The 19,352-nt window shown below is 71.5% G+C and carries 16 protein-coding genes; 7 read left to right on the forward strand and 9 right to left on the reverse strand.

What is annotated here, in order from left to right:
• Positions 1–40: 40 nt before the first annotated feature.
• Positions 41–652 carry a hypothetical protein gene (locus tag Pla163_RS02285; protein WP_145182942.1) on the reverse strand — a complete coding sequence of 204 codons (612 nt, stop codon included), beginning with the start codon at positions 650–652 and terminating at the stop codon, positions 41–43.
• A gap of 5 nt (positions 653–657) precedes the next feature.
• Positions 658–1,284: a prepilin-type N-terminal cleavage/methylation domain-containing protein gene (locus tag Pla163_RS02290; RefSeq protein WP_145182945.1), complete on the reverse strand. Its 627-nt coding sequence runs from the start codon at positions 1,282–1,284 to the stop codon at positions 658–660.
• Between the two features lie 145 nt (positions 1,285–1,429).
• Between Pla163_RS02290 and Pla163_RS02295 the strand changes: the two genes are divergently transcribed.
• Entirely contained in the window at positions 1,430–2,617 is a 1,188-nt protein-coding gene (locus Pla163_RS02295; RefSeq protein WP_145182948.1) for a TRAP transporter substrate-binding protein, read from the forward strand.
• A 43-nt stretch (positions 2,618–2,660) separates the two neighbouring features.
• Here the strand turns inward: Pla163_RS02295 and Pla163_RS02300 are convergent, their stop codons facing one another.
• Both Pla163_RS02300 and Pla163_RS02305 read right to left on the reverse strand, forming a co-directional pair.
• Positions 2,661–4,007, reverse strand: a complete 1,347-nt coding sequence (locus Pla163_RS02300; RefSeq protein WP_145182951.1) for a TRAP transporter large permease — start codon at positions 4,005–4,007, stop codon at positions 2,661–2,663.
• A gap of 13 nt (positions 4,008–4,020) precedes the next feature.
• On the reverse strand, positions 4,021–4,668 hold the full coding sequence (locus Pla163_RS02305) for a TRAP transporter small permease subunit (RefSeq protein WP_145182954.1): 648 nt from the start codon (positions 4,666–4,668) through the stop codon (positions 4,021–4,023).
• Between the two features lie 68 nt (positions 4,669–4,736).
• Here Pla163_RS02305 and Pla163_RS02310 point away from each other — a divergent pair, with 68 nt between their 5' ends.
• Positions 4,737–5,249 carry a hypothetical protein gene (locus tag Pla163_RS02310; protein ID WP_145182957.1) on the forward strand — a complete coding sequence of 171 codons (513 nt, stop codon included), beginning with the start codon at positions 4,737–4,739 and terminating at the stop codon, positions 5,247–5,249.
• Positions 5,246–5,740, forward strand: coding sequence for a GNAT family N-acetyltransferase (locus Pla163_RS02315; protein ID WP_145182960.1), 495 nt, complete (start codon positions 5,246–5,248; stop codon positions 5,738–5,740). Before Pla163_RS02310 ends, Pla163_RS02315 begins: the two co-directional genes overlap by 4 nt.
• Before the next feature lie 35 nt (positions 5,741–5,775).
• On the opposite strand, the gene Pla163_RS02320 is transcribed toward Pla163_RS02315, so the two are convergent.
• Complete coding sequence (locus tag Pla163_RS02320; RefSeq protein ID WP_419186224.1) at positions 5,776–6,276, reverse strand: thiol-disulfide oxidoreductase DCC family protein; 501 nt, start codon at positions 6,274–6,276, stop codon at positions 5,776–5,778.
• A 98-nt stretch (positions 6,277–6,374) separates the two neighbouring features.
• Between Pla163_RS02320 and Pla163_RS02325 the strand changes: the two genes are divergently transcribed.
• The 4 genes from Pla163_RS02325 (at position 6,375) to Pla163_RS02340 (ending at position 11,870) form a co-directional block, all read left to right on the forward strand.
• Positions 6,375–7,574, forward strand: coding sequence for a M24 family metallopeptidase (locus Pla163_RS02325; RefSeq protein WP_145182963.1), 1,200 nt, complete (start codon positions 6,375–6,377; stop codon positions 7,572–7,574).
• 47 nt (positions 7,575–7,621) lie between these two features.
• Positions 7,622–8,086: a metallophosphoesterase family protein gene (locus Pla163_RS02330; RefSeq protein ID WP_145192312.1), complete on the forward strand. Its 465-nt coding sequence runs from the start codon at positions 7,622–7,624 to the stop codon at positions 8,084–8,086.
• A gap of 116 nt (positions 8,087–8,202) precedes the next feature.
• A complete protein-coding gene (locus tag Pla163_RS02335; protein WP_145182966.1) occupies positions 8,203–10,746 on the forward strand; it encodes a prolyl oligopeptidase family serine peptidase in 2,544 nt (847 codons plus the stop codon).
• A gap of 377 nt (positions 10,747–11,123) precedes the next feature.
• Complete coding sequence (locus Pla163_RS02340; RefSeq protein ID WP_145182969.1) at positions 11,124–11,870, forward strand: flagellar hook assembly protein FlgD; 747 nt, start codon at positions 11,124–11,126, stop codon at positions 11,868–11,870.
• Between the two features lie 129 nt (positions 11,871–11,999).
• On the opposite strand, the gene Pla163_RS02345 is transcribed toward Pla163_RS02340, so the two are convergent.
• The 4 genes from Pla163_RS02345 to ppsA form a co-directional block, all read right to left on the reverse strand.
• Positions 12,000–14,093, reverse strand: coding sequence for a coiled-coil domain-containing protein (locus tag Pla163_RS02345; protein WP_145182972.1), 2,094 nt, complete (start codon positions 14,091–14,093; stop codon positions 12,000–12,002).
• Positions 14,090–15,910 carry a M56 family metallopeptidase gene (locus Pla163_RS02350; protein WP_145182975.1) on the reverse strand — a complete coding sequence of 607 codons (1,821 nt, stop codon included), beginning with the start codon at positions 15,908–15,910 and terminating at the stop codon, positions 14,090–14,092. Before Pla163_RS02350 ends, Pla163_RS02345 begins: the two co-directional genes overlap by 4 nt.
• The gene (locus tag Pla163_RS02355; RefSeq protein WP_145182978.1) at positions 15,900–16,358 is read right to left on the reverse strand and encodes a BlaI/MecI/CopY family transcriptional regulator; all 459 of its coding nucleotides are present in this window, start codon (positions 16,356–16,358) and stop codon (positions 15,900–15,902) included. Before Pla163_RS02355 ends, Pla163_RS02350 begins: the two co-directional genes overlap by 11 nt.
• Before the next feature lie 100 nt (positions 16,359–16,458).
• Positions 16,459–19,155 carry a phosphoenolpyruvate synthase gene (ppsA, locus tag Pla163_RS02360; RefSeq protein ID WP_145182981.1) on the reverse strand — a complete coding sequence of 899 codons (2,697 nt, stop codon included), beginning with the start codon at positions 19,153–19,155 and terminating at the stop codon, positions 16,459–16,461.
• Between the last annotated feature and the right edge of the window lie 197 nt (positions 19,156–19,352).

The following is a 19,352-nucleotide window of genomic DNA, read 5'->3' on the forward strand; positions in this document are numbered from 1 at the left end:
CGTCGCGGCACGGTGGTGCCCCAGTGGCGGTCCCGGCCGCCTAGTTGCGGAAGGCGACGCGCGTCTTCGTCGACGCGCTGATCTCGGTCCCGTCCGTCAGCACCTGACGCAGGGTCAGATTGATCTGGACGCTCGAGCGATCGATGTTGAACGAGAGGCCCTTCTCGTCGATCAGGACGTTGCCGTTGTCGTCCGCGTTGTTGCCGCCGAGCTCGTCGATCTGCATCTCGCTGACGTGCTTGCCCCAGACGAGCTTGAAGACGTCGGGCGTCTCGGGGTTGCGGTACCAGCTCACCATGGAGTCCTGCGTGTCCAGGGCGATGCGCTCGGGCTCGCTCCAGACCGTCTCGCCGTCCTCGACACCGAGCGACGTCTCGTAGTTGATCAGGTCGCTGTTGAAGGGCGCGCTGTTGGCGGGCAGCGTGCGCTCCTCGTTGGCGGCCATCAGGGCCAGCGCGATCCGGTCGATCACCTGGTCGGCCAGCTGATCGAGCTCCTGCTGCTTGGCCGTGTGGTCACCCGCCTTGGACGCCGTGTTGATCAGCTGCGTCGCGTTGAACAGGAGGATCACGACCAGCGTGAACGCGATCAGGACCTCGAGCAGCGTGAAACCGCCGCCGTTCGTCGCGTTCCGACCCTCGATGTGGAGCACGGGCTTCACTCCGGCGGCTCCACGAACATGGTCTGGATCGCGAACTGGTGCACCTGCCCCTGCGACTCCCACTCGACGATGATCTCGACCGGCAGCAGCGTGTAGCCGACGGTGACCGCGTCCTCGTCGATCTCGCCGTTCCCGTTCAGGTCGCGCGGAAGCCCGAGGCGCGGGTCCACCACGGTCTCGAAGAGGCCGGCAGCCTCTTTCGCCTCCGGCAGTCGCACGCGGCCGCACATGCCGTCGGCGTCGCCTTCGGGCACGGGCAGTCCGTCGACCGCGAAGTGCGGTCCGGGCGCGGTGCCCGGGCCCGCCGGGTCGTCCTCGGTGTCGCTGTTGTAGAGCTCGAAGACGCGGTGGAACGGCTCGATGCGCAGCAGCTCCAGCATCGCGCGGGCGGCCTCGCTGGCGCGCGCGCGCTCGCGCTGCAGAGGCCCGAGTTTGGAGGCCGAGGCCATCGTGCCGGTCACCATCGTCATGGCGATGGTCAGCACCATCACCACGATCAGAACCTCGAGCATCGTGAAGCCGCGACGGCCTGCGCCGCGAGCGCGCGCCGTGTGGAGCGCGCTTCTTCCACGGATTCGGAGGCCTGCGTGCGGAGCAGGCTGGTGGCGGACGGGTGAGGACATGGGATGGCCGGTCCTTCATCGTCGGCAGGCGTCGCTCCTGCTTGAGATCAATCCGTGTGAACAGGCTTTCACGGCCACTACACTGAGGGTCTCGCCCGGAACTTCTTTCCGACCCCCTCGAGACCGACGACCGACCAGAAGCAGGATGAGCGACCACGAACGGAACGGTGACACGACGCACGACGCACGCTCCACCGGCGCCGACAGCGCGAACGACCGTCGCAGGCTCGACCGCCGTTCCCTCCTGCGCCGCGGTGGTGCCGGTGCGGGCCTCGCGGCGCTGGCGGCCTGCGGAGGCTCGTCGGGGAACGGGGCCGGGCCCGCGGTCCACACGCGCCAGCGCGTGAGCTGGATGCTCACCTCGAGCTTCCCGTCCGCGTTGGACGCCATGTTCGGATCGGCGCAGCTGCTCGCCCGGCGATTGAAGGAGATGAGCGACGGCGCGTTCGTCGTGAGCGTTCACCAGCCCGGCGAATACGTCCCCCCGTTCGAGGTGCTCGACGCGCTCCAGGACGGCACGGTCCAGGTCGGCCACACGGCGAGCTACTACTACAAGGGCAAGGTCGAAGCTCTGGCCTTCGACACCTGCGTGCCGTTCGGCCTTGCGCCGCGCCAACAGCAGGCCTGGTTGCACCAGGGCGGCGGCCGCGAGCTGATCGCCGAGATCTACGCCCAGTTCGGAGTCCTCGCCTTCCCCGGCGGGAACACGGGCGTGCAGATGGGCGGATGGTTCCGGGATCCGGTCGAGTCCGTGGCCGATCTCAAGGGCCTGCGCATGCGCATCCCCGGCTTCGGCGGCGACGTGATGCAGGCGCTCGGCGTCTCGGTGCAGAACATGCCCGGCGGCGAGATCTACACGTCGCTCGAGACCGCGCGCATCGACGCCACCGAGTGGGTGGGGCCGTACGACGACGAGAAGCTCGGCTTCTACAAGGCGGTCGAGAACTACTACTTCCCGGGCTGGTGGGAACCGGGGCCGGAGCTGACCTTCATGGTCGATCGCGCGCGCTTCGAAGCGCTGCCCTCGGCGTTCCGCAGCATGTTCGAGGTCGCGGTGCGCGAAGCCGCCGCCCACATGCAGCAGGTCTACGACGCCCAGAATCCGGCTGCGCTGAAGCGGCTCGTCGACGCGGGCGTGCAGGTCCGCCCGTTCACCCAGGACCTGATGCGCGAGGCGCGCACGGCGACCGAGGACATGCTCTCGTCGAAGGCGGCCGCCGATCCGACCTACGCGCGCATCCTCGAGCCCTGGCGCGCGTTCCGCACGCGCTCGAACGCGTGGTTCCGCGGCGCCGAGCTGGCCTACGCGAACTTCGCCTATCCGCTGGACTGACGCGCGCCGGCGGCTCTTCGGGCCACTCTCTGCGGGCCACTCTTCACGGCCGCGTGCCGCTCTGCAGCATCCCCGTCACCAGTTCGGGGAACAGCGCGACCATGGCCAGCACGAACAGCTGGATCCCGATGAACGGCAGCGCTCCGCGATAGATGGCGCCCGTCGGCACCTCGCGCGGCGTGACGCCTCGCAGGTAGAAGAGCGAGAAGCCGAACGGCGGCGTCAGGAACGACGTCTGCAGGTTCAGCGCCAGCAACACGCCGACCCAGACGCGCTCGGTGTCGCTGAAGCCGAGCTTCGTCATCGCGCTGCTGAGCAACGGGATGACGATGAACGCGATCTCGAAGAAGTCGAGGAAGAAGCCGAGGCCGAAGACGACGAGGTTCGCGACGATCAGGAGTCCGACGCGTCCGCCCGGGAGCGACGTCAGCGAGCGCTGGATCCACTCGTCGCCGTGCAGGCCGCGGAACACCAGCGTGAACAGCGTCGCGCCGATCAAGAGCATCACGACCATCGCGGTCAGACGCATCGTCTCGTGGGCCGTCTCGGACACGACGCCGCGCGTCAGGCGCCCCGAGATCCCGGCCAGGACCAGCGCACCGACCGAGCCCACGGCTCCCGCCTCGGTGGGGGACGCGAGGCCCGCGAAGATGCTCCCGAGGACGAGCGCGATCAGGACGAGCGGCGGCACCATCACGCGCAGCACGCGACCTGAGAGTTCGCTGCGGCTCGCGGGCAGCTCCTCCTTCGGCAGCGCCGGTGCCCACGTCGGCCGCAGGCGCGCGATCACGAGGACGTAGATTCCGTACAGGAGCGCGAGCGACAGACCGGGCACCAACGCGCCGCGGAACAGGTCGCCGACGCCGACGCCCATCTGATCGCCCAGCACCACCAGCACCACCGAGGGCGGCACGATCTGACCCAGGGTGCCGGAGGCCGCGATGACGCCCGTGGCGAGCTCGGCCTTGTAGCCGTAGCGCAGCATGATCGGCAGCGAGATCATGCCCATCGCCACGACCGACGCGCCGACGACGCCGGTGGCCGCGGCGAGCAGCGTGCCCACGATCACGACCGCGAGCGCCAGTCCGCCGCGCCGCGCGCCGAAGATCAGCCCGACGGTGTGCAGCAGATCCTCGGCCAGACGCGAACGCTGCAGCGTCGTGCCCATGAAGATGAAGAACGGCACCGCCATCAGCACCTGGTTCGACATCACGCCGAAGACGCGCGACGGGAAGGCACCCAGGATCCCGACCGGGAAGACGTCGAGCTCGACGCCGATCCAGGCGAACGCGAGCGCGCTCCCGGCCAACGAGAACGCGACCGGATAGCCCAGGAAGATCAGGACGAAGGCCGCGAGGAACAGCGCGGGACCGAGCCACTCGTACTCCATCAGGCGGCTCCGCTCATCGCGCGAGTTCCTCGTCGGTCCGGTCCGCGCTGCCTCGATCCACGTGACTGGGCGGCAGGTCCATCAGGGCTGCCGGGACGCCCACGAGCGCCGCCGCGTGCTTGATGCACTGCGCGACGCCCTGCAGGAACAGCAGCCCGAGCGCGACCAGGATCAGCGTCTTCACCGGATAGCGCGGCAGGCCGCCGGGATCGGGCGAGCCCTCCGAGATCGACCACGAACGCGCCACGTAGTCCCAGGACTCGACGAATCCGAAGACGCAGAAGGGCAGCACGAACAAAAGTCCGCCGACCAGGTCGATCCAGTGGCGCCCGCGCACGCCGAAACGCCCGAACAGGGCGTCGACGCGCACGTGTGCACCGCGCAACAGCGTCACCGGCGCGCCGAGCAGGAACACGAACGCGAACAGGTACCACTGGCCCTCGACGAGGGCGGCGCTCGACCAGGACGTGCCCAGGTGGCGATCGGTGATGGCCGTGATCGCGGCGGCGACGGCCAGGCCGATCATCGGCAGCGTGGCCCAGGCGGCCAGTGCGCCGACCGCGCGACTCAGGGCGTCGATCGCTCCGCTCGTGCGCAGAGCGAGTCGCCACGGGGCGCCGATCGCGCCGCCGCGCGCGGTGGGGGGGACGTCGAGGGACATGCGGAGGGCAGGGTACCGCGAGCGATCCGGCGCGCCGCACGAAACGCGGCAGCCGCTACCGTGTGGCGATGAACCGGATCCGCCACCTCCTTGTCGCCGCGGCCGGTGTGCTCGCCGTGGCCTGCGCTCCAACGCCCGTCGTGGCGACCGGCGTGCTCGCGGGGCTGGCGCAATCCGACGCCATGACGATCCACGCGCTGTACCCGTACCTGGTTAGGAACGAGGACGGCCAACCGGTCGACGACGACAGCGAGACGTTCCACGGCTACCGGATCCTCGGCTCGGCCGACGTGGACGACCCGTCCCGGCGCGACCTGTTGGTGCGGCTCGTCGAGCGCGGCATCGAGGATTCCGATGGACGCGTGGCCGCCTGCTTCAATCCGCGCCACGGCCTCTCGATCGTGGTGGACGGCCAGGTGACCGACCTCGTGATCTGCTTCGAGTGTCACTCGATGAGCGTCTACGAGGACGGCGTCGAGGTCGCGGGCCACCTGACCGCGAGGGGCCTTGCGCCGCAGGTGACCGCGCTGTTCGAGGAGGCCGGGCTCACGATCCACAGGGACGAGGAAGACGAGGAATGAGCGCGCTGCCCGAGGGCTTCGTCCTGCGCCCGGTGCGCGACGCCGACGCGCGCGGGCTGCAGGAGCTGATCGGTCTGTGCTTCGCGGACTACCCCGGCTGCGTGCTCGACGTGCCGAACGAGGAACCCGGCCTGCGCACCCCGGCCACGTCGTTCGAGGCCATGTGGGTCGTCGAACGCGCGTCCGACGGCCTCGTCGCCGGCTGCATCGCCGCGGCCGCACGCACCGGTGCGACGCCGCCCCACGCCGAGCTGAAGAAGCTCTACGTGCATCCGACCTGTCGCGGCGCTGGCCTCGCGCGGCCGCTGATCGAGACCATGCACGCCTGGGCGCACGAGCACGGTCTCGCGCGGCTCGAGCTGTGGAGCGACACGAAGTTCACCCGCGCGCACGGCGTCTACGAGCACTTCGGCTACCGCCCGACCGGAGCGGTGCGCGAACTCCACGACGTGTCGCTGACGGCCGAGTACCACTTCGTGCGCGAGGCGTGAAGCGTGAGGCGCGAGTCGTGTCGCGCCATTCGCCGTCAGAGGAAACGTTCCGCTTCGTCCGGCCGCGGCAAACGGCAGCTCTCGCGCACGCCGAACAGGCGGTAGCGGTGGCGCGCGATGAAGCGGTACACAGCGTCGCGCACGGGCCGCGGGATCGCGCGGAACACGACCGCCCAACGCCACGGAGCGCGCAGATGGCGCGCGATCCGCAGGGCCGCCTCCGACCGCGCGTGCACCCCGTCCGCGTCCACCAGGAGCACGCTGTCCGGCAGCTTCGACGCGTCCGTCACGCCCGCCGCTCGCAGCACGCGCTCGGCCCCCGGCGTCCCCAGCGCCGCGAAACGCAGCTCGCCCAGTCGGTCGCGCTCGAGCACGAAACGCACCGTCGCGTCGCACAGGTTGCAGACGCCGTCGAACAGCATCGTCGGCACGGGGGGCGTCGCCGTGTCGGCGCTCGAGGGCGCGTCACGGGCGTTGGGATCGGTGCCCCGGGTCGGATCGGGGTGCTGTGGCGACGAAGGTTCGATGGGCGACACGCTACCGGGTTCGTGGGACGCGCGCAGGTCCGGCGCGACCCTCGCGCTGCCGGTTCTCGCGCGCGCCCCGCCCGGACCGAGCCGCTATCATCGCCGCGATGAGCTCCGCCACCCTCGATCCCGCGCGCGCCGAAGCGATCCTCGCCGCACTCGACACCTCCGGCGACCTGCCCGCCGCGCCCGGCGCCGCCGACCACGAACGGCGTCGCGCGCGGCTCACGACCTTGCTCGAGGAGGCCGGCGCCGACGCCCTGTTCGTCGAACCCGGCGCCACCGCGCGCTATCTCGCCGGACTCGAGTGGCGCCCCTCCGAGCGACTCTTCGGCGCCGTCGTCACCCGCGGTGGCGAGGTCCTGGTCGTCGCGCCCAGCTTCGAACGCGACGTGCTCGAGCGCGTCCTCCCGTCGGGCGCCGCGCTGGTCCTGTGGGACGAGCACGAGTACGGCTACGCCGAGCTGGCGATCGAACTGGCCGCGCGCGAGGTGGGGACCCTGCTCGTCGATCCCGGAGTGCGCACGCTCCTGACCGACCGACTCGCCCCCGCGTTCGACGGCGACCTGCGCTCGGGTGCCGACGTCGTGCGCCGACTGCGCGCGGTGAAGGATGCGGGCGAACTCGCGATCATGGATGCGGCCCAGGGCTTGACGAAGCGCGCGATCGGGCACGTCGCCGCGCACGTCGAACCCGGCATGACCTGCGCCCAGGTCGCCGCGCTCATGCACGCGGCCCAACGGAAGCTCGGCCTCGAGAACACCTGGGACCTGACGCTGGTCGGACCCGACGCCGCCGATCCGCACGGGCACACGAACGAGACCGAGATCGCGGCGGGGGACCTGCTCCTGTGCGACACGGGCGGCACGCTGCTCGGCTACCACTCCGACTGCACGCGCACGTGGGTGGTCGGCGAACCGAAGGCGTCCACGATCGGCGACTACCGACGCGCCTGGGACACGGTGTTCGCGGCTCAGGACGCGGCGCTCGCAGCCTTCCGCGCCGGACAACCCTGCGGCGGCGTCGACCGCGCGGCGCGAGCGGTGATCGAGAAGGCCGGCTACGGCGACGGGTACACAGCGTTCAGCCACCGCCTCGGACACGGCATCGGCACCGAGATCCACGAGCCGCCCTACTGCGACGGCGGCAGCGACGTGCCGCTCGAAGTGGGCATGTGCTTCTCGAACGAGCCGGGCATCTACCTCGCCGGAAAGTTCGGACTGCGCATCGAGGACATCGTGCAGGTCACCGCGGACGGTGCTCGGACGTTCGGTCCGCGGCAGCGCAGCGTCGAAGCTCCTTTCTGATGCGGGCCCGGGCACGGCTCGCAGCGACGATGCAGAAGTCGAAACCCATGGCGCTCGGCGTGATCTCCGACACGCACGGTTCGGTGCGCCCCGAGGCGCTCGAGGCGTTGCGCGGCTGCGAGCGCATCGTCCACGCGGGTGACATCGGTGGAGCGGACGTGCTGTCCGAGCTGGCGACGGTCGCGCCGATCACAGCCGTGCGCGGCAACAACGATCGGGGGGCCTGGGCCGACGACGTGCCGCACGAGCGCGTGATCGAGTTCGGCGGCTTCTCGGTCTACGTCGTGCACGAGCCGGCCCACGTTCCCGACGACGTGGTGGCGCGCGGCTACGACGTGGTGGTCACCGGCCACACCCATCGCCCGTCGATCGAGCGGCGCGACGGCGTCCTGTTCGTGAATCCCGGCTCGGCGGGCCCGCGGCGCTTCACCCTGCCGGTGACGCTCGCGCGGCTGTGGGTCGCGGACGGCGCGCTCGAGAGCGAACTGGTCGAGATCGTGCCGCCGGCCTGAAGCGGCGGCACGCACCGGACGCTCGCGTCGACGGCCTCCGCACCCGCCCGACCTCGCCGCGCACCTTTCGCGACCGACGCCGCGGCGGACCTCGGGCCTTCCGCGATACTGCGCCGATGATCGAGCTTCGAACCGGGCGCACCCGCGCGTTCCACGTCTTGCGCGTCCTGCTGCTCGCGGTCGCGTGCGTCACGGCCCTTCCAACCCTCGCGAGCGCCCAGGGCAGCGCCGCCGAATACGAGCGCGCGCGCACCCATCGCCAGCGCTTCGCCGGACTCGTCGTGGGCGAGCGCGTCGAGCCGGTCTGGCTCGCGCCGGACCGCCTGGTGGTGCGGCGCGTGCTGGGCGCCGACGGCTGGCGCTACATGGTCGTGGACGCTGGCGGTGGAGATCTCGAGGACGCGTTCGACCACGAGCGGCTGGCGGCGGAGCTGTCGAAGGAACTCGATCGACCGTTCGACGGTGCGTTGCTGGACCTGCGCATCCTCTCCTTCGACCGCGAGCGCGTCGGTTTCGTGCTGGGCGGTGGGGCCGACGGCTTCACCGTGCGCCGCAGCGGGCGCGGACTCGAACGCGTCGCGCTGGCCGACCTCGACGGCGCGACGCTGGCCGTGACCGAGCGTCGACGTTCGGGCCCGGGCCGCGGCGAGTCGAGCGTGCTGTTCGCCAACGACTCGAGCGTCACGGTGCGACTGGTGTGGCTCGACGCCGATGGGGGCGAGCGGGACTACGCGCGCGTCGCACCCGGCGAGCAGCACGCGCAGCACACGTTCGCCGGGCACGTGTGGCTCGTGCGCTCGGGCGACGACCGCGAGTTCGGTCCGTTCGAGGCCCAGGGGCACCCGGGGCTCGTGCGCGTGACCGACGCGGCGCTCGCGACACGCCCGCGTGAACCCGAGCGAACGGGCCCGCCGCCGCGCGACCCGTCCAACTCGCCCGACGGCCGTTGGCGCGTGGTCACCGACGGCGCGCGCGTGGAACTCGAGAACCGCGCGAGCGGTGAACGGGTGCCGGTCGACCTCGCGGACGTTCCGCAGGACGAACGCACCCGCCGCGTGCTGTGGTCGCCCGATTCGACGCACGCCGTCCTGCTGCGCGTCGTCCCCGGCGAACGCCACGTGGTCCACATGGTCGCGTCGTCACCGAAGGGCGGCGGGCAGCCGCGACTCGAGTCGATGGACTACCGCAAGCCGGGCGACCGCATCGACGCGCTGCGCATCGCCGTCGTGCGAGCCGAGGACGCACGCGAGGTGCCGCTCGATCGCGCCGCGCTCCCGAACCCGTGGAGTCTCGACGAGTTGCGCTTCACGGACGGTGCGACGCTGACGCTGCGCTACAACCAGCGCGGCCACCGCGTGCTGTCGCTCGTCGCGATCGACGTGGCGAGCGGCGCGCTGCGCACCGTCGTCGAGGAAGCGCCCGACACCTTCGTCGACTACTCGCAGAAGGCCTGGATGCGGCATCTCGCATCGCGCGCCGAGGTGCTGTGGACCAGCGAACGCAGTGGCACCAATCACCTGTACGCGGTCGATCTCGCGTCCGGCCAGTTGCGCGCGGTGACGAGCGGACCCTGGGTCCTGCGCGCGGTCGACGAGGTGGACGAGGCCGCGGGCACGGCGCTCGTGCGTGGCCTGGGCGTGTATCCCGACCAGGACCCGTACCACGTGCACTTCGGGCGCGTCGATCTGGTGAACGGCGGCGTCACGTGGCTGACCGCGTCGGACGGCACGCACACGATCGAGTGGGGGCCGCAGCGCGAGTACCTGGTCGCCACCTGGTCGCGCGTGGACCAACCGCCGGTGCACGAGTTGCGCCGCGCCTCCGACGGGGCGCTGGTCGCCGAGCTGGGCCGGGCCGACGCGTCGGCGTTGACGGCGGCCGGTTGGCGCGCGCCCGAGCGTTTCACGGCCAAGGGCCGCGACGGCCTCACCGACATCTGGGGAGTGATCCACACGCCGACCGACTTCGATTCGCGCGCGAGCTATCCGATCGTCGAGTCGATCTACGCCGGGCCGCACGGCCACTTCGTTCCTAAGAGCTGGGCCGTGCACCGCGGCGTCCACGAACTGGTCGAGCTGGGTTTCGTCGTCGTGCAGATCGACGGGATGGGCACGAACTGGCGCAGCAAGGCCTTCCACGACGTCTGTTGGCAGAACCTGGGCGACAGCGGCTTCCCCGATCGCATCGCGTGGATCCGCGCCGCCGCCGAGTCGCGTCCGTGGATGGACACGGAGCGCGTCGGGATCTACGGCGGTTCTGCGGGCGGCCAGAGTTCGACGCGCGCGCTGCTCGCTCACGGCGACTTCTACGACGTGGCCGTGTCGGACTGCGGCTGCCACGACAACCGCATGGACAAGATCTGGTGGAACGAGGCCTGGATGGGCTGGCCGATCGGCGAGCACTACGCCGAGCAGTCGAACGTCACCCAGGCGCACCGGTTGGTGGGCAAGCTGCTGTTGACCGTGGGCGAGCTCGACCGCAACGTCGATCCCGCTTCGACGATGCAGGTGGCCGACGCGCTGATCCGCGCGAACAAGGACTTCGACCTGATCGTGTTCCCGGGCGCCGGCCACGGAGCGGGCGAGTCGGACTACGGTCGGCGCCGGCGCCAGGACTTCTTCGTCCGGCACTTGATGGGCGTCGAGCCGCGCTGGGAGTGAGGTGGGGGCGGTGCGCGAGTCGTGCATGTGGGTCGCGGCGTGAGGGTCGCGCTGCGCGATCGACAGCGCGCCGTCGCGCGAGGTGCTCGTCGTTCGGCGTCGGCGCGCGCCGCAGACGTTCGCGCGCCCGATGCTGGGTCCGTCCCGACCGAACCGGGACGGAGCCTGTGCTGCACCGCCACTTGACCGAACCGCCGCCAGGCCCTGGCCGCCTCCTCCCCCGCCCAGGGAGGGCAGACCGCACCAGGGCGGCGGGGGTGGCGGGTGGCGCGTGCGCGACGCCGCAAGTCCCTCTCGGAGGGTAGGTTGAGCCCCGCCGTTACGACGCGGATTCGCACCGCGCCGAGGCCACTCGCAGCCCTCGAACCACGACCGCCATGCTCCGCACCTCGCCGATCGCCCTGCTCCTCTCGCTGCTCGCCCTCGCCACCGTCGCGCCGACCGCGCACGCCCAGATCGGCGGGCCGACGCCACCGACCCCGATCCCGTGGCCGCTCGGCTGTCCGATCCCGTCGGTGGTCGCGAACGACTCGGCCGGGATCCTCGAGTACACGCCCTGCCACCCGATCGTCGCCGACGCGAACGGCCAGCTGGTCTTCATCGGCTTCTGCATGCAGGTGCTCATCTTCCTGCCGCCGGGCGGTGTCGGCGTGCTGTCGTGGAACCAGACCGACAACAGCGGCCAGCAGGTCCCGCCCGGCGTCTACTCCGTCAACGGGTTGCTCTACGACGTCGGTGCGACGGACTGCGCGCTCATGCCGCTCGGTGCGCCCTTCGCCGGAGCGCGCCGAGCGGTGCACCTGTGCGCACCCGCCCACCCGGACGCGTTCTACGTCCTCGCCGCGTCCGGATCGATCTCGACGGGCATCCCGCTCGGCTGCGGCCGGACCTTCCCGCTCGACCTCGACACGCTCCTGCTCCAGTCGATCGCACCGTCCGCCGTCTTCACGGACTTCATCGGCCAGCTCGACGCGTTCGGCACGACGAGCGCACCCGCGATGGACGTGCCCGCGCAGCCGTCGCTGGTCGGCGTGAGCTTCCACCTCGCGTTCATGACGCTGGATCCGACGGCGCCCTGTGGCGTCGGCGCGATCTGCGACCCGGTGCTCACGACGATCCGCTGAGCGCGATCCACAGGCCGTGAACGAGTGCCGCCCCCGACTCGGCGAACCGAGGCGGGGGCGGCGACGCGAAGACCGACTCCGTTTCCCCGACGGAGGCGGTGTGCGGGTCGGCGCGGCGGCCGACGTGGGTCACTGCAGGAAGCGCGGCGCGCTGGCCCCGCCAGCGACCGGCGGGACCGCGGGGACCGCCGGAATCGCCGGAATCGCCGGGACCGTTGCCACGGGCGGCAGCGCCGGGGCCGGCGGGGCCGGGAAGCCGGCGAAGCGGCTCGGCGGGAACTCGCCACCGCCCTGGGCCGCGGCGCCTCCGGCCGACGGCACGGCGCTTGTGAACGGGCTGGAGCCGCTGCCCCCGCTCGCGAGTGCGCGCGGTGCGGACGGCGGCAACGCGCTGCCGACGCCGAACGGCGAGCTCGTGCTCGGCGCGGTCGACGGTCCGCCACCAACGCTCGGAGAGGCTGCGCGCGGGACGAACAGGTCGCCGACGCTCGCCGGGCCGTTCGAGCGGCCGCGGCCGGCCGGCGCCGAGCGGATCTCACCGAGGTCGTTGCGCAGGCCGCGGACCTCGTCGCGGATCTCGCGCAGCAGTTGGATGATCTCCGCATCGCGATCGCCGCCGCCGATGCTCACGTCACCGCCGGCGTTGATCGTGTGTCCGCCGCCGGACGCGTGACCGCCACCAGCCGCACGGTCCGCGCCGTGGGGGGCGGGCCACTCGAACTTCGAGTGTGCGTCGTCGCCGAACAAGGACTCGAAGTCGATCTGCGGGCCGCCGCCGACGGAGGACCCGCCGCCCGCGAAGAGATCGATGTCGAAGCGTTCGCCGAGCTCGCGGAAGTCGACGTCCACGTCCTCGTTGTCGAAGTCGAACCACTCGATGTCGTGCCCGCCGTCGGCGTCGGGCCAGTGCTCCTCGAACTCCTCGGAGTCCATCCACGCCCACATACCGTCGAGAGCGGCGAGTTCGCTGTCGAGTTCGGCGCGCTCCTCGTCGAGTTCGGCCAGCTCCTCGTGCAGCTCGGCGAGCTCGTCCTCGAGCTCCTCGGCCTGATCGACGCGGTTCTTCTCCACGGCCTTGGCGAGGCGCTTCTCGAGGCGTTCGGCGCGCTTCTCGATCCGCTGGCTCTCGCGCTCGAGTTCGGCCAGTTCCTGCTCGTACTCGCGCAGGTCCTCGGCGCGCTCCTCTTCGTCGTCGCTGCGAGCGTCGAACCACTCGAGCCGTCCCTGCGCTCGGGCGGCGTCGGGCTGGAGAGCGGTCAGAAGTTCGCGGACGGCGTCCTCGGTGGCCGCCTTGCGGGTGTCCAGTTGGCTCCACAGATCCCGCGTCTCGAGCGCGTTGGCGTGGGCCTCCAGCAAGGCCGCTTCCGACTGCAGCTGCACGAGTCGCGCGTCCAGTTCGTGGGTGCCGGTGCCTCCTCCGGCTGCGTTCACCGCATGGGCCTGCAGCTCCGCGATCATCTCCAGATTGCGCACCATGCGCAGCTCGGCCTCGACGTTCTCCAGCATGGCCGCTTCCGACTGCAGCTGCTCGAGTCGCGCGTCCAGTTCGTGGGTGCGGCCCGCCGCACCATGCGCCAGGTGAGCGCGCAGCTCCTCGTCACGGCGCCGCTCGAGGTCGAGCAGCGCGCGTCGCTCTTGCGCTCCTTGCGCCACGTGAGCGCGCAGCTCGCCCGCGCGGCGTCGTTCGAGGTCGAGCAGCGCGCGTCGCTCGTCGACGGTGCGCAGCTCCTCGAGCAGCGCGGACGATTGGGAGGCGCTCCGCTCGGCGGCCAGGCCGCGGTTCCTCGGACCGACCTGGGCCTGTAGAGCTTCGAGCGACGTCAGCCGCGCGTGCAGGACGGCGATCTCGCTCTGGAGCAGCGCGGCTTCCTCACGCGCCGCCTCCTCGTCGTCGCCGCGTGCCGGCAGGGCCGTCTCCCATGAGATCGCGGTGGCGGGGAAGTCTCTCGACTCCTCAAAAAGGCGTTGTCGGTAGCCGATCCTGAGGTCGGGGGCCTCCTGCGCGGCGTCCTGGCCCTGCGCCGGCGCGAACGACGTGCGCAGCAGGGTCAGCCTGTCGGCTCCGTCGGTCGCCTCGCACGAGACGTCGCACGTTCCGTCGGTCGTGACGTGCACGAGTCGACCCGCGACGTCGGCGCTCTGGCCGTCCTGGGCAAGCCACGGCGCCGCGAAGGGCACGGACAGGGCGGCGAGGCCCGAGGCGGTGAGAGTGATGAAGTTCATCGTTGGATATCCCGTTCGGGATCGAGTTCCGGGGAAGGAGCGAGCGTCGACGACTTCGCGGGGTCGTCGCGCTCGTGGATGAGGCGGGCGAGCACGAGGTGCTGCTGTTCGAGGCGTTCGAGGCGCTCGAGCACCGCGACGAGCTGGGCGCGGTCGTCCGGCGCCGACTCCTCGAAGGCGCGGCGCAGTTCGTCGCGCGCGGCTTCGAGTTCGTCGCCGAGCGCGCGCGACTCCGCGGTCATGAGGGCCGCGACCGCGGACGACGCGGTCGGTGCCGGCGGCGTCGGGGCGGCCTGCGGTGACGGCGGGGCCGTGCTCGAGACGCCCGCGGTCGCCGGATCCCAGCTCGGTGCCGACCACAGGTTGGCGAGCTCGAAGCCCAGGTCTGCGTCGGTGGCGCCCACGGTCGCGAGCCCGTCGATCGGCGCACCGCCCGCGACGCCGTCCACCGCCGCCTGCCCGAACGCGACCGCCGGCGTCAGGCGCGGCAGAGCGAGCGCGACCACGACCGTCGGCGCGATCGCGGCGAGACGCGTGCGGCGGCCGGCGCGACGGGGCGGACGGCTCGCGCTGCCCAGGATCCGATCGGCGCGCTCGACCACGAGCGACATGCGACCGGCCATCGTCGGCGCGCCCGTGACCGCGGCGGCCGGCAACGCTCCGCCACCGGTGCGCACGCGCGTCGCGACCTTCGCCAGGCACAGGGCCAGGGGCTCGGCCGCGCCGATCACGCGCACGGCGGTCTCGTCGGCGGCGTGCTCGCTGTCGCGCTGCAGTTCGCGCCACGCCAGCTTGTTCAGCGGTTGGAACGCGAACACGCGCGCGACGAGCCGCAGGGTCGGCAGCCAGCGCTGGTCTCCGCGGACGATGTGCGCGAGTTCGTGCGCCACCGCGGCGTCCCACTCGGCGCGCGTCAGGCCCAGGTGGAAGTCCACCGGCAGGCAGACGCGCGGTGCGCCGAAGCCGTAGGCCAGCGGAACGCGCACGCGGTCGCTCTCGATCACGCGCACGTGTGCGACGCCCATGCGGTCGGCGAGGTGCGCCGCGCGTTCGGCCCGTTCGGGGTCGAGCGGGCGCGTCCGGCCGAGTTGGCGACCCAGGCGCACCCAGCCGTCCAGCCAGCGCGCGAGGGCGAGCAGCGCGGCGATCGCGGCGACCAGGAGTGCGAGACGGCGCGGATCGACGTTGGACGCGGCATGCAGCGCGGTCGCGAAGAGGCCGGTGGCGCGCGCGTCGGACGCGGTGCCGGTCGATCCGCCGAACGGGCCGCCGGCCGACGGTGCGGTCGCGGACGCACTCACCGCGTCGTCGACCTCACGCGCCGCGCCACTGCTCGCGACTTCGCGCGTCGTCGTGGCCTGCGTGTCGGCCGCTCGCCGCGGGGTCGGCCCCGCGACCCTCGGCGTGGGACCCGCGATCCTTCCGCCCAACGGGCGACGGTCGATCGGGCGCGCCTGCTCGGACCCGTTCGAGGTCGTCGTCGCGATCGGAACGCCGGCGCCACCGGCGACATCGAACTCGTGCTCGTCGCTCGCGCTGTCGTCGACCGCGTCGGTCACGTTCTCGGCGCGCCCGAGCCAGGCCATCTCCAGCTCGTGTCCACCTTCGAGCACTCCGCAGCGCACCGCACTCGTCGCGAGCGGCGCGACGATCGCTGCGCGCCAAGCGAAGGCACGCAGGCCGGCCGGGGCGTCGCGCAGCACCGTGCGCGCCAGCAGCCACGTGGCACCGATCGCGACCGCGGCGTGCAGCCAGTAGGTCGCGAGCCAGGCGCCGATGCGCGTGGCCGTGTCGAGCTGGATCGGATCAGGCGTCATCGCGCCGTCCTCCCTTGCGCCCGGCGTCCGACCCGTGCTGCTCGAGCAGAGCGCGCAGGCGATCCACGTCCGCATCGGACAGAGCCTGTTCGTCGAGCAGGTGGCTGACGAGCTCTTCCGGCCGCCCGCCGAAGAGCGTCTCGGTCAGCGAACCGACCATCGTCCGCCGCACCTCTTCGCGCGTGACGGTGGGGCGGTAGACGAGTTGGCGACCGTCGCGCCGCGCCTCGACGACGCCCTTCGCCTCCATCTTCGTCAGCATCGTCGCGACGGTCGTCAGCGCACGGGCCTCGTCGCCCGTGAGCGCCTCGTGCACCTGGGCGACGGTCGCTTCGCCCGCCTCCCACAGCACGGTCATGATCGCGTGCTGCCGGGCGCCGAGTTCGTGGCGGGACTGGGGCGTGCGCTCGGGCTTGGCGGAGCGGGGAGTGGTCTTGCGGCGTGCCATGGGCTTCAAACTACCGAGGTCGTACTACCTGGGTAGTAGAAACTCGGCCGAATCGCCAGGCGACCTGAAGCCTCGCTCCAAATGGCTGTCCAGAGGCCGCTTACGCCGTCTGACGTCCGGTCCTGTCGCCCTGCTCGGGCGCCACGCCGAGCGCCTTCTCGGCCTTCGCCACCGCCAGCCGCGCCCGCACCGCCGTGTCCGGGGTGACCGAGATCGACGTGATGCCCTGCTCGACCAGGAACGGCGGCACCTCGTCCGGGTGGTCCGACGGCGCCTGGCCGCAGATGCCGATCTCGAGGCCGCGATCGGTGAACGTCTTCACGGCCTGCGCGATCATCTGCTTGACCGCTGGCGAGCGCGCGTCGACCGGGTGGGTGTAGTTCTCGAGGTCGTCGCGCGACACGGCGTAGACCGTCTGCACGAGGTCGTTCGAGCCGATCGATCCGCCGTCGAGGTGCATGGCGTCGATGAACTCGTCGCCCAGGATCACGTTCGAGGGCAGCTCGATCATCAGGAAGAGCGGCACGCCCGCCTCGGCGCCGAGTCCGCGGTCGGCCAGCAGTCCACGCACCGCGCGACCTTCCTCTGGCGAGCGGCAGAACGGGACCATGAGCTGCAGGTTGTCGAGTCCGAGGCGACGACCGACGTAGCGCAGCGCGTCGCACTCCATCTCGAAGGCCGGCAGGAACGCGTCGTCCACGTAGCGCGACGCTCCACGCCAGGCGATCATCGGGTTCTCCTCGACCGGTTCGAAGATGCGGCCGCCGAGCAGCTCGCGGTACTCGTTCGACTTGAGGTCCGACAGACGCACGAGCACCGGACGCGGGTGGAACGCGGCGCAGATCAGGCCGACGCCCTCCATCACGCGGTCGACGAAGAACTGGCGCTTGTCGGCGTACGTCGCGGTGCGGCGGTCGATCGCGCCCAACAGTCCGCGCAGTTCCTCGGCGGGTTCGCGACGGATGGCGTCCGCGAAAGGCGCGAGTTCGGGCGCCATTCGGCCGTTCTCGAGGAAGTCGTGGAGCTCGCGGAAGTACAGGAGCGCCAGCGGATGGATGCCGACCTCGGACGTGAGGATGAACTCGATGCGCGCGAGGCCGACGCCGTCGACGGGCAGCTGCGAATCGGACAACGCCTTGCCGGGGAAGCCGACGTTCAGCTTGATCTTGGTGCGCAGCTTCGTGTCGAGGTCGATCTCGAGTTCCTCGCGCTCGTAGGGCTGGATCCCCGCGAAGACGAAGGCCGTGTCGCCCTCGGCGCAGGTTCCGGTGACCTCTTGCAGCGGCTGCAGCTTGCGCGTCGCGTCCTCGCAGCCGACGACGGCCGGGATGCCGAACTCGCGCGCGATGATCGCCGCGTGCGACGTGCGCCCGCCCTTCTCGGTCACGATCAGGGACGCGTCCTTCATCAGCGGTTCCCAGTCGGGCGTCGTCATCTCGGTGACGAGCACGTCGCCGGGGTCGAACACGCGCTCCTCGACCGGGATGTCCTCCATCAGCTCACCGCCGGCGATGCGCGTCCGCAGATCGCGCTTCTTGAGGATGACCTCTTCGTAGGACTTGTACATGCGCACGCGGCCGGCGCCGATGCGCGTGCCGACCGCTTGGCCCTCGGCCAGGAGCGAGCCATCGGTCTTCAGTCGCTTCACCAGCTCGGCGTCCATCACGAAGCGCGTGAGCGTGGCCTGTTCGCGCTTGCTGTGCACCGTTTCCGGACGCGCCTGCACCACGAACAGCTGGCGACTGCGGCCGTCCTTGGCCCATTCGATGTCCATCGGGCGACCGTAGTGGTCCTCGATCGACAGGGCCATCTTCGCCAGCTCGATCACCTCTTCGCGCTCGAGCGACCAGGCGCGGCGGCGCGCGGACGACACGTCGATCGACTCGGTGAGCGTGCCGCCTTGGCTGCCGTAGACCATCTTCAGGTCCTTCGCACCCAGGTGGCGGTGCACGATCGCTTCGTGACCGCGGCGCAGGCCCTCCTTCCAGATCGTGAAGTGGTCGGGCGAGACCGTGCCCTGGACGACGAGTTCGCCGAGGCCGTACGAGGACGAGATGTGGATCACGCCCGGGTGGCCGGAGTCGGGGTCGCAGGTGAACATCACGCCGCTGGTGGCGAGGTCCGAGCGGACCATCTTCATCACGACGACGGCCAGCGCCGCCGCGAGTGGATCCATGCTCTTGCCGAGCTGGTAGGAGACGGCGCGCTCGGTGAAGAGGCTCGCGCAGCAGCGTTTCCAGTGCAGCACGACCGAGTCCGAGCCGTGGACGTTCAGGTACGACTCGCACTGGCCGGCGAACGAGGCGTCGGCGGAGTCCTCGACCGTGGCGGACGAGCGCACGGCCACGTCGACGTCGGGGCCGTACTCGTCGCACAGGCGCGCGTAGCCGCTGACGAGATCGCGTTCCACGTCGGCCGGCACCGGGGCGGCCACGACGAGCGCGCGCGCGTAGGACGTGCGCGCGTACATCTCGAGTTGGTCGGTGGGATCGGCGCCCTCGAAGCAGGCGTCGAGCGCGGCGCCGAGCGAGCCCGTGCGCGCGACCGGAGCGCGCAGGTGGGCGGCGCCCTCGGGAATCTCGACCGCGTGCCAGGCCGTGGGACCGACCGGCTCGTCGAGGAAGCGGCGGTAGGCGAGCGCGGTGGTGGCGAAGCCGTTCGGGACGCGCACGCCCTTGGGCACGAGCTGGCGGTAGAGCTCACCGAGCGACGCGCCTTTGCCACCCACGAGCTCCGCGTCGCCGACGCCGAGTTGTTCGAACCACAGGACCAGTGCGTTGTGCCGTTCGTCAGTCATGGGGGGCGGCGCCACCGAGGGGGCGGGGCGCGAGCTCCGGCGCGGGGTGGCGAGCGGAGCGGATCGTGGGGAGGGGCCGCGGGGTGAGGGCGGCCGAGTGGTCGGGACGGGTGCGCGGGGCGTGCAGCCCCGACCCTACTTCGGGTGCCGCGGGCGTGGGGGAGGAGGGCTGGAGGCGCCCCCATGTGTCGGGGTTC

The organism is Rohdeia mirabilis, from assembly GCA_007750655.1.
GTDB lineage: Bacteria > Planctomycetota > UBA1135 > UBA1135.

Coding starts and splice junctions, on each gene's coding strand:
- Pla163_RS02290 (WP_145182945.1), bottom strand. CDS start 1,284: ATGTCCTCACCCGTCCGCCACCAGCCTGCTCCGCACGCAGGCCTCCGA.
- Pla163_RS02295 (WP_145182948.1), top strand. CDS start 1,430: ATGAGCGACCACGAACGGAACGGTGACACGACGCACGACGCACGCTCC.
- Pla163_RS02300 (WP_145182951.1), bottom strand. CDS start 4,007: ATGGAGTACGAGTGGCTCGGTCCCGCGCTGTTCCTCGCGGCCTTCGTC.
- Pla163_RS02305 (WP_145182954.1), bottom strand. CDS start 4,668: ATGTCCCTCGACGTCCCCCCCACCGCGCGCGGCGGCGCGATCGGCGCC.
- Pla163_RS02310 (WP_145182957.1), top strand. CDS start 4,737: ATGAACCGGATCCGCCACCTCCTTGTCGCCGCGGCCGGTGTGCTCGCC.
- Pla163_RS02315 (WP_145182960.1), top strand. CDS start 5,246: ATGAGCGCGCTGCCCGAGGGCTTCGTCCTGCGCCCGGTGCGCGACGCC.
- Pla163_RS02325 (WP_145182963.1), top strand. CDS start 6,375: ATGAGCTCCGCCACCCTCGATCCCGCGCGCGCCGAAGCGATCCTCGCC.
- Pla163_RS02330 (WP_145192312.1), top strand. CDS start 7,622: ATGGCGCTCGGCGTGATCTCCGACACGCACGGTTCGGTGCGCCCCGAG.
- Pla163_RS02335 (WP_145182966.1), top strand. CDS start 8,203: ATGATCGAGCTTCGAACCGGGCGCACCCGCGCGTTCCACGTCTTGCGC.
- Pla163_RS02340 (WP_145182969.1), top strand. CDS start 11,124: ATGCTCCGCACCTCGCCGATCGCCCTGCTCCTCTCGCTGCTCGCCCTC.
- Pla163_RS02345 (WP_145182972.1), bottom strand. CDS start 14,093: ATGAACTTCATCACTCTCACCGCCTCGGGCCTCGCCGCCCTGTCCGTG.
- Pla163_RS02350 (WP_145182975.1), bottom strand. CDS start 15,910: ATGACGCCTGATCCGATCCAGCTCGACACGGCCACGCGCATCGGCGCC.
- Pla163_RS02355 (WP_145182978.1), bottom strand. CDS start 16,358: ATGGCACGCCGCAAGACCACTCCCCGCTCCGCCAAGCCCGAGCGCACG.
- ppsA (WP_145182981.1), bottom strand. CDS start 19,155: ATGACTGACGAACGGCACAACGCACTGGTCCTGTGGTTCGAACAACTC.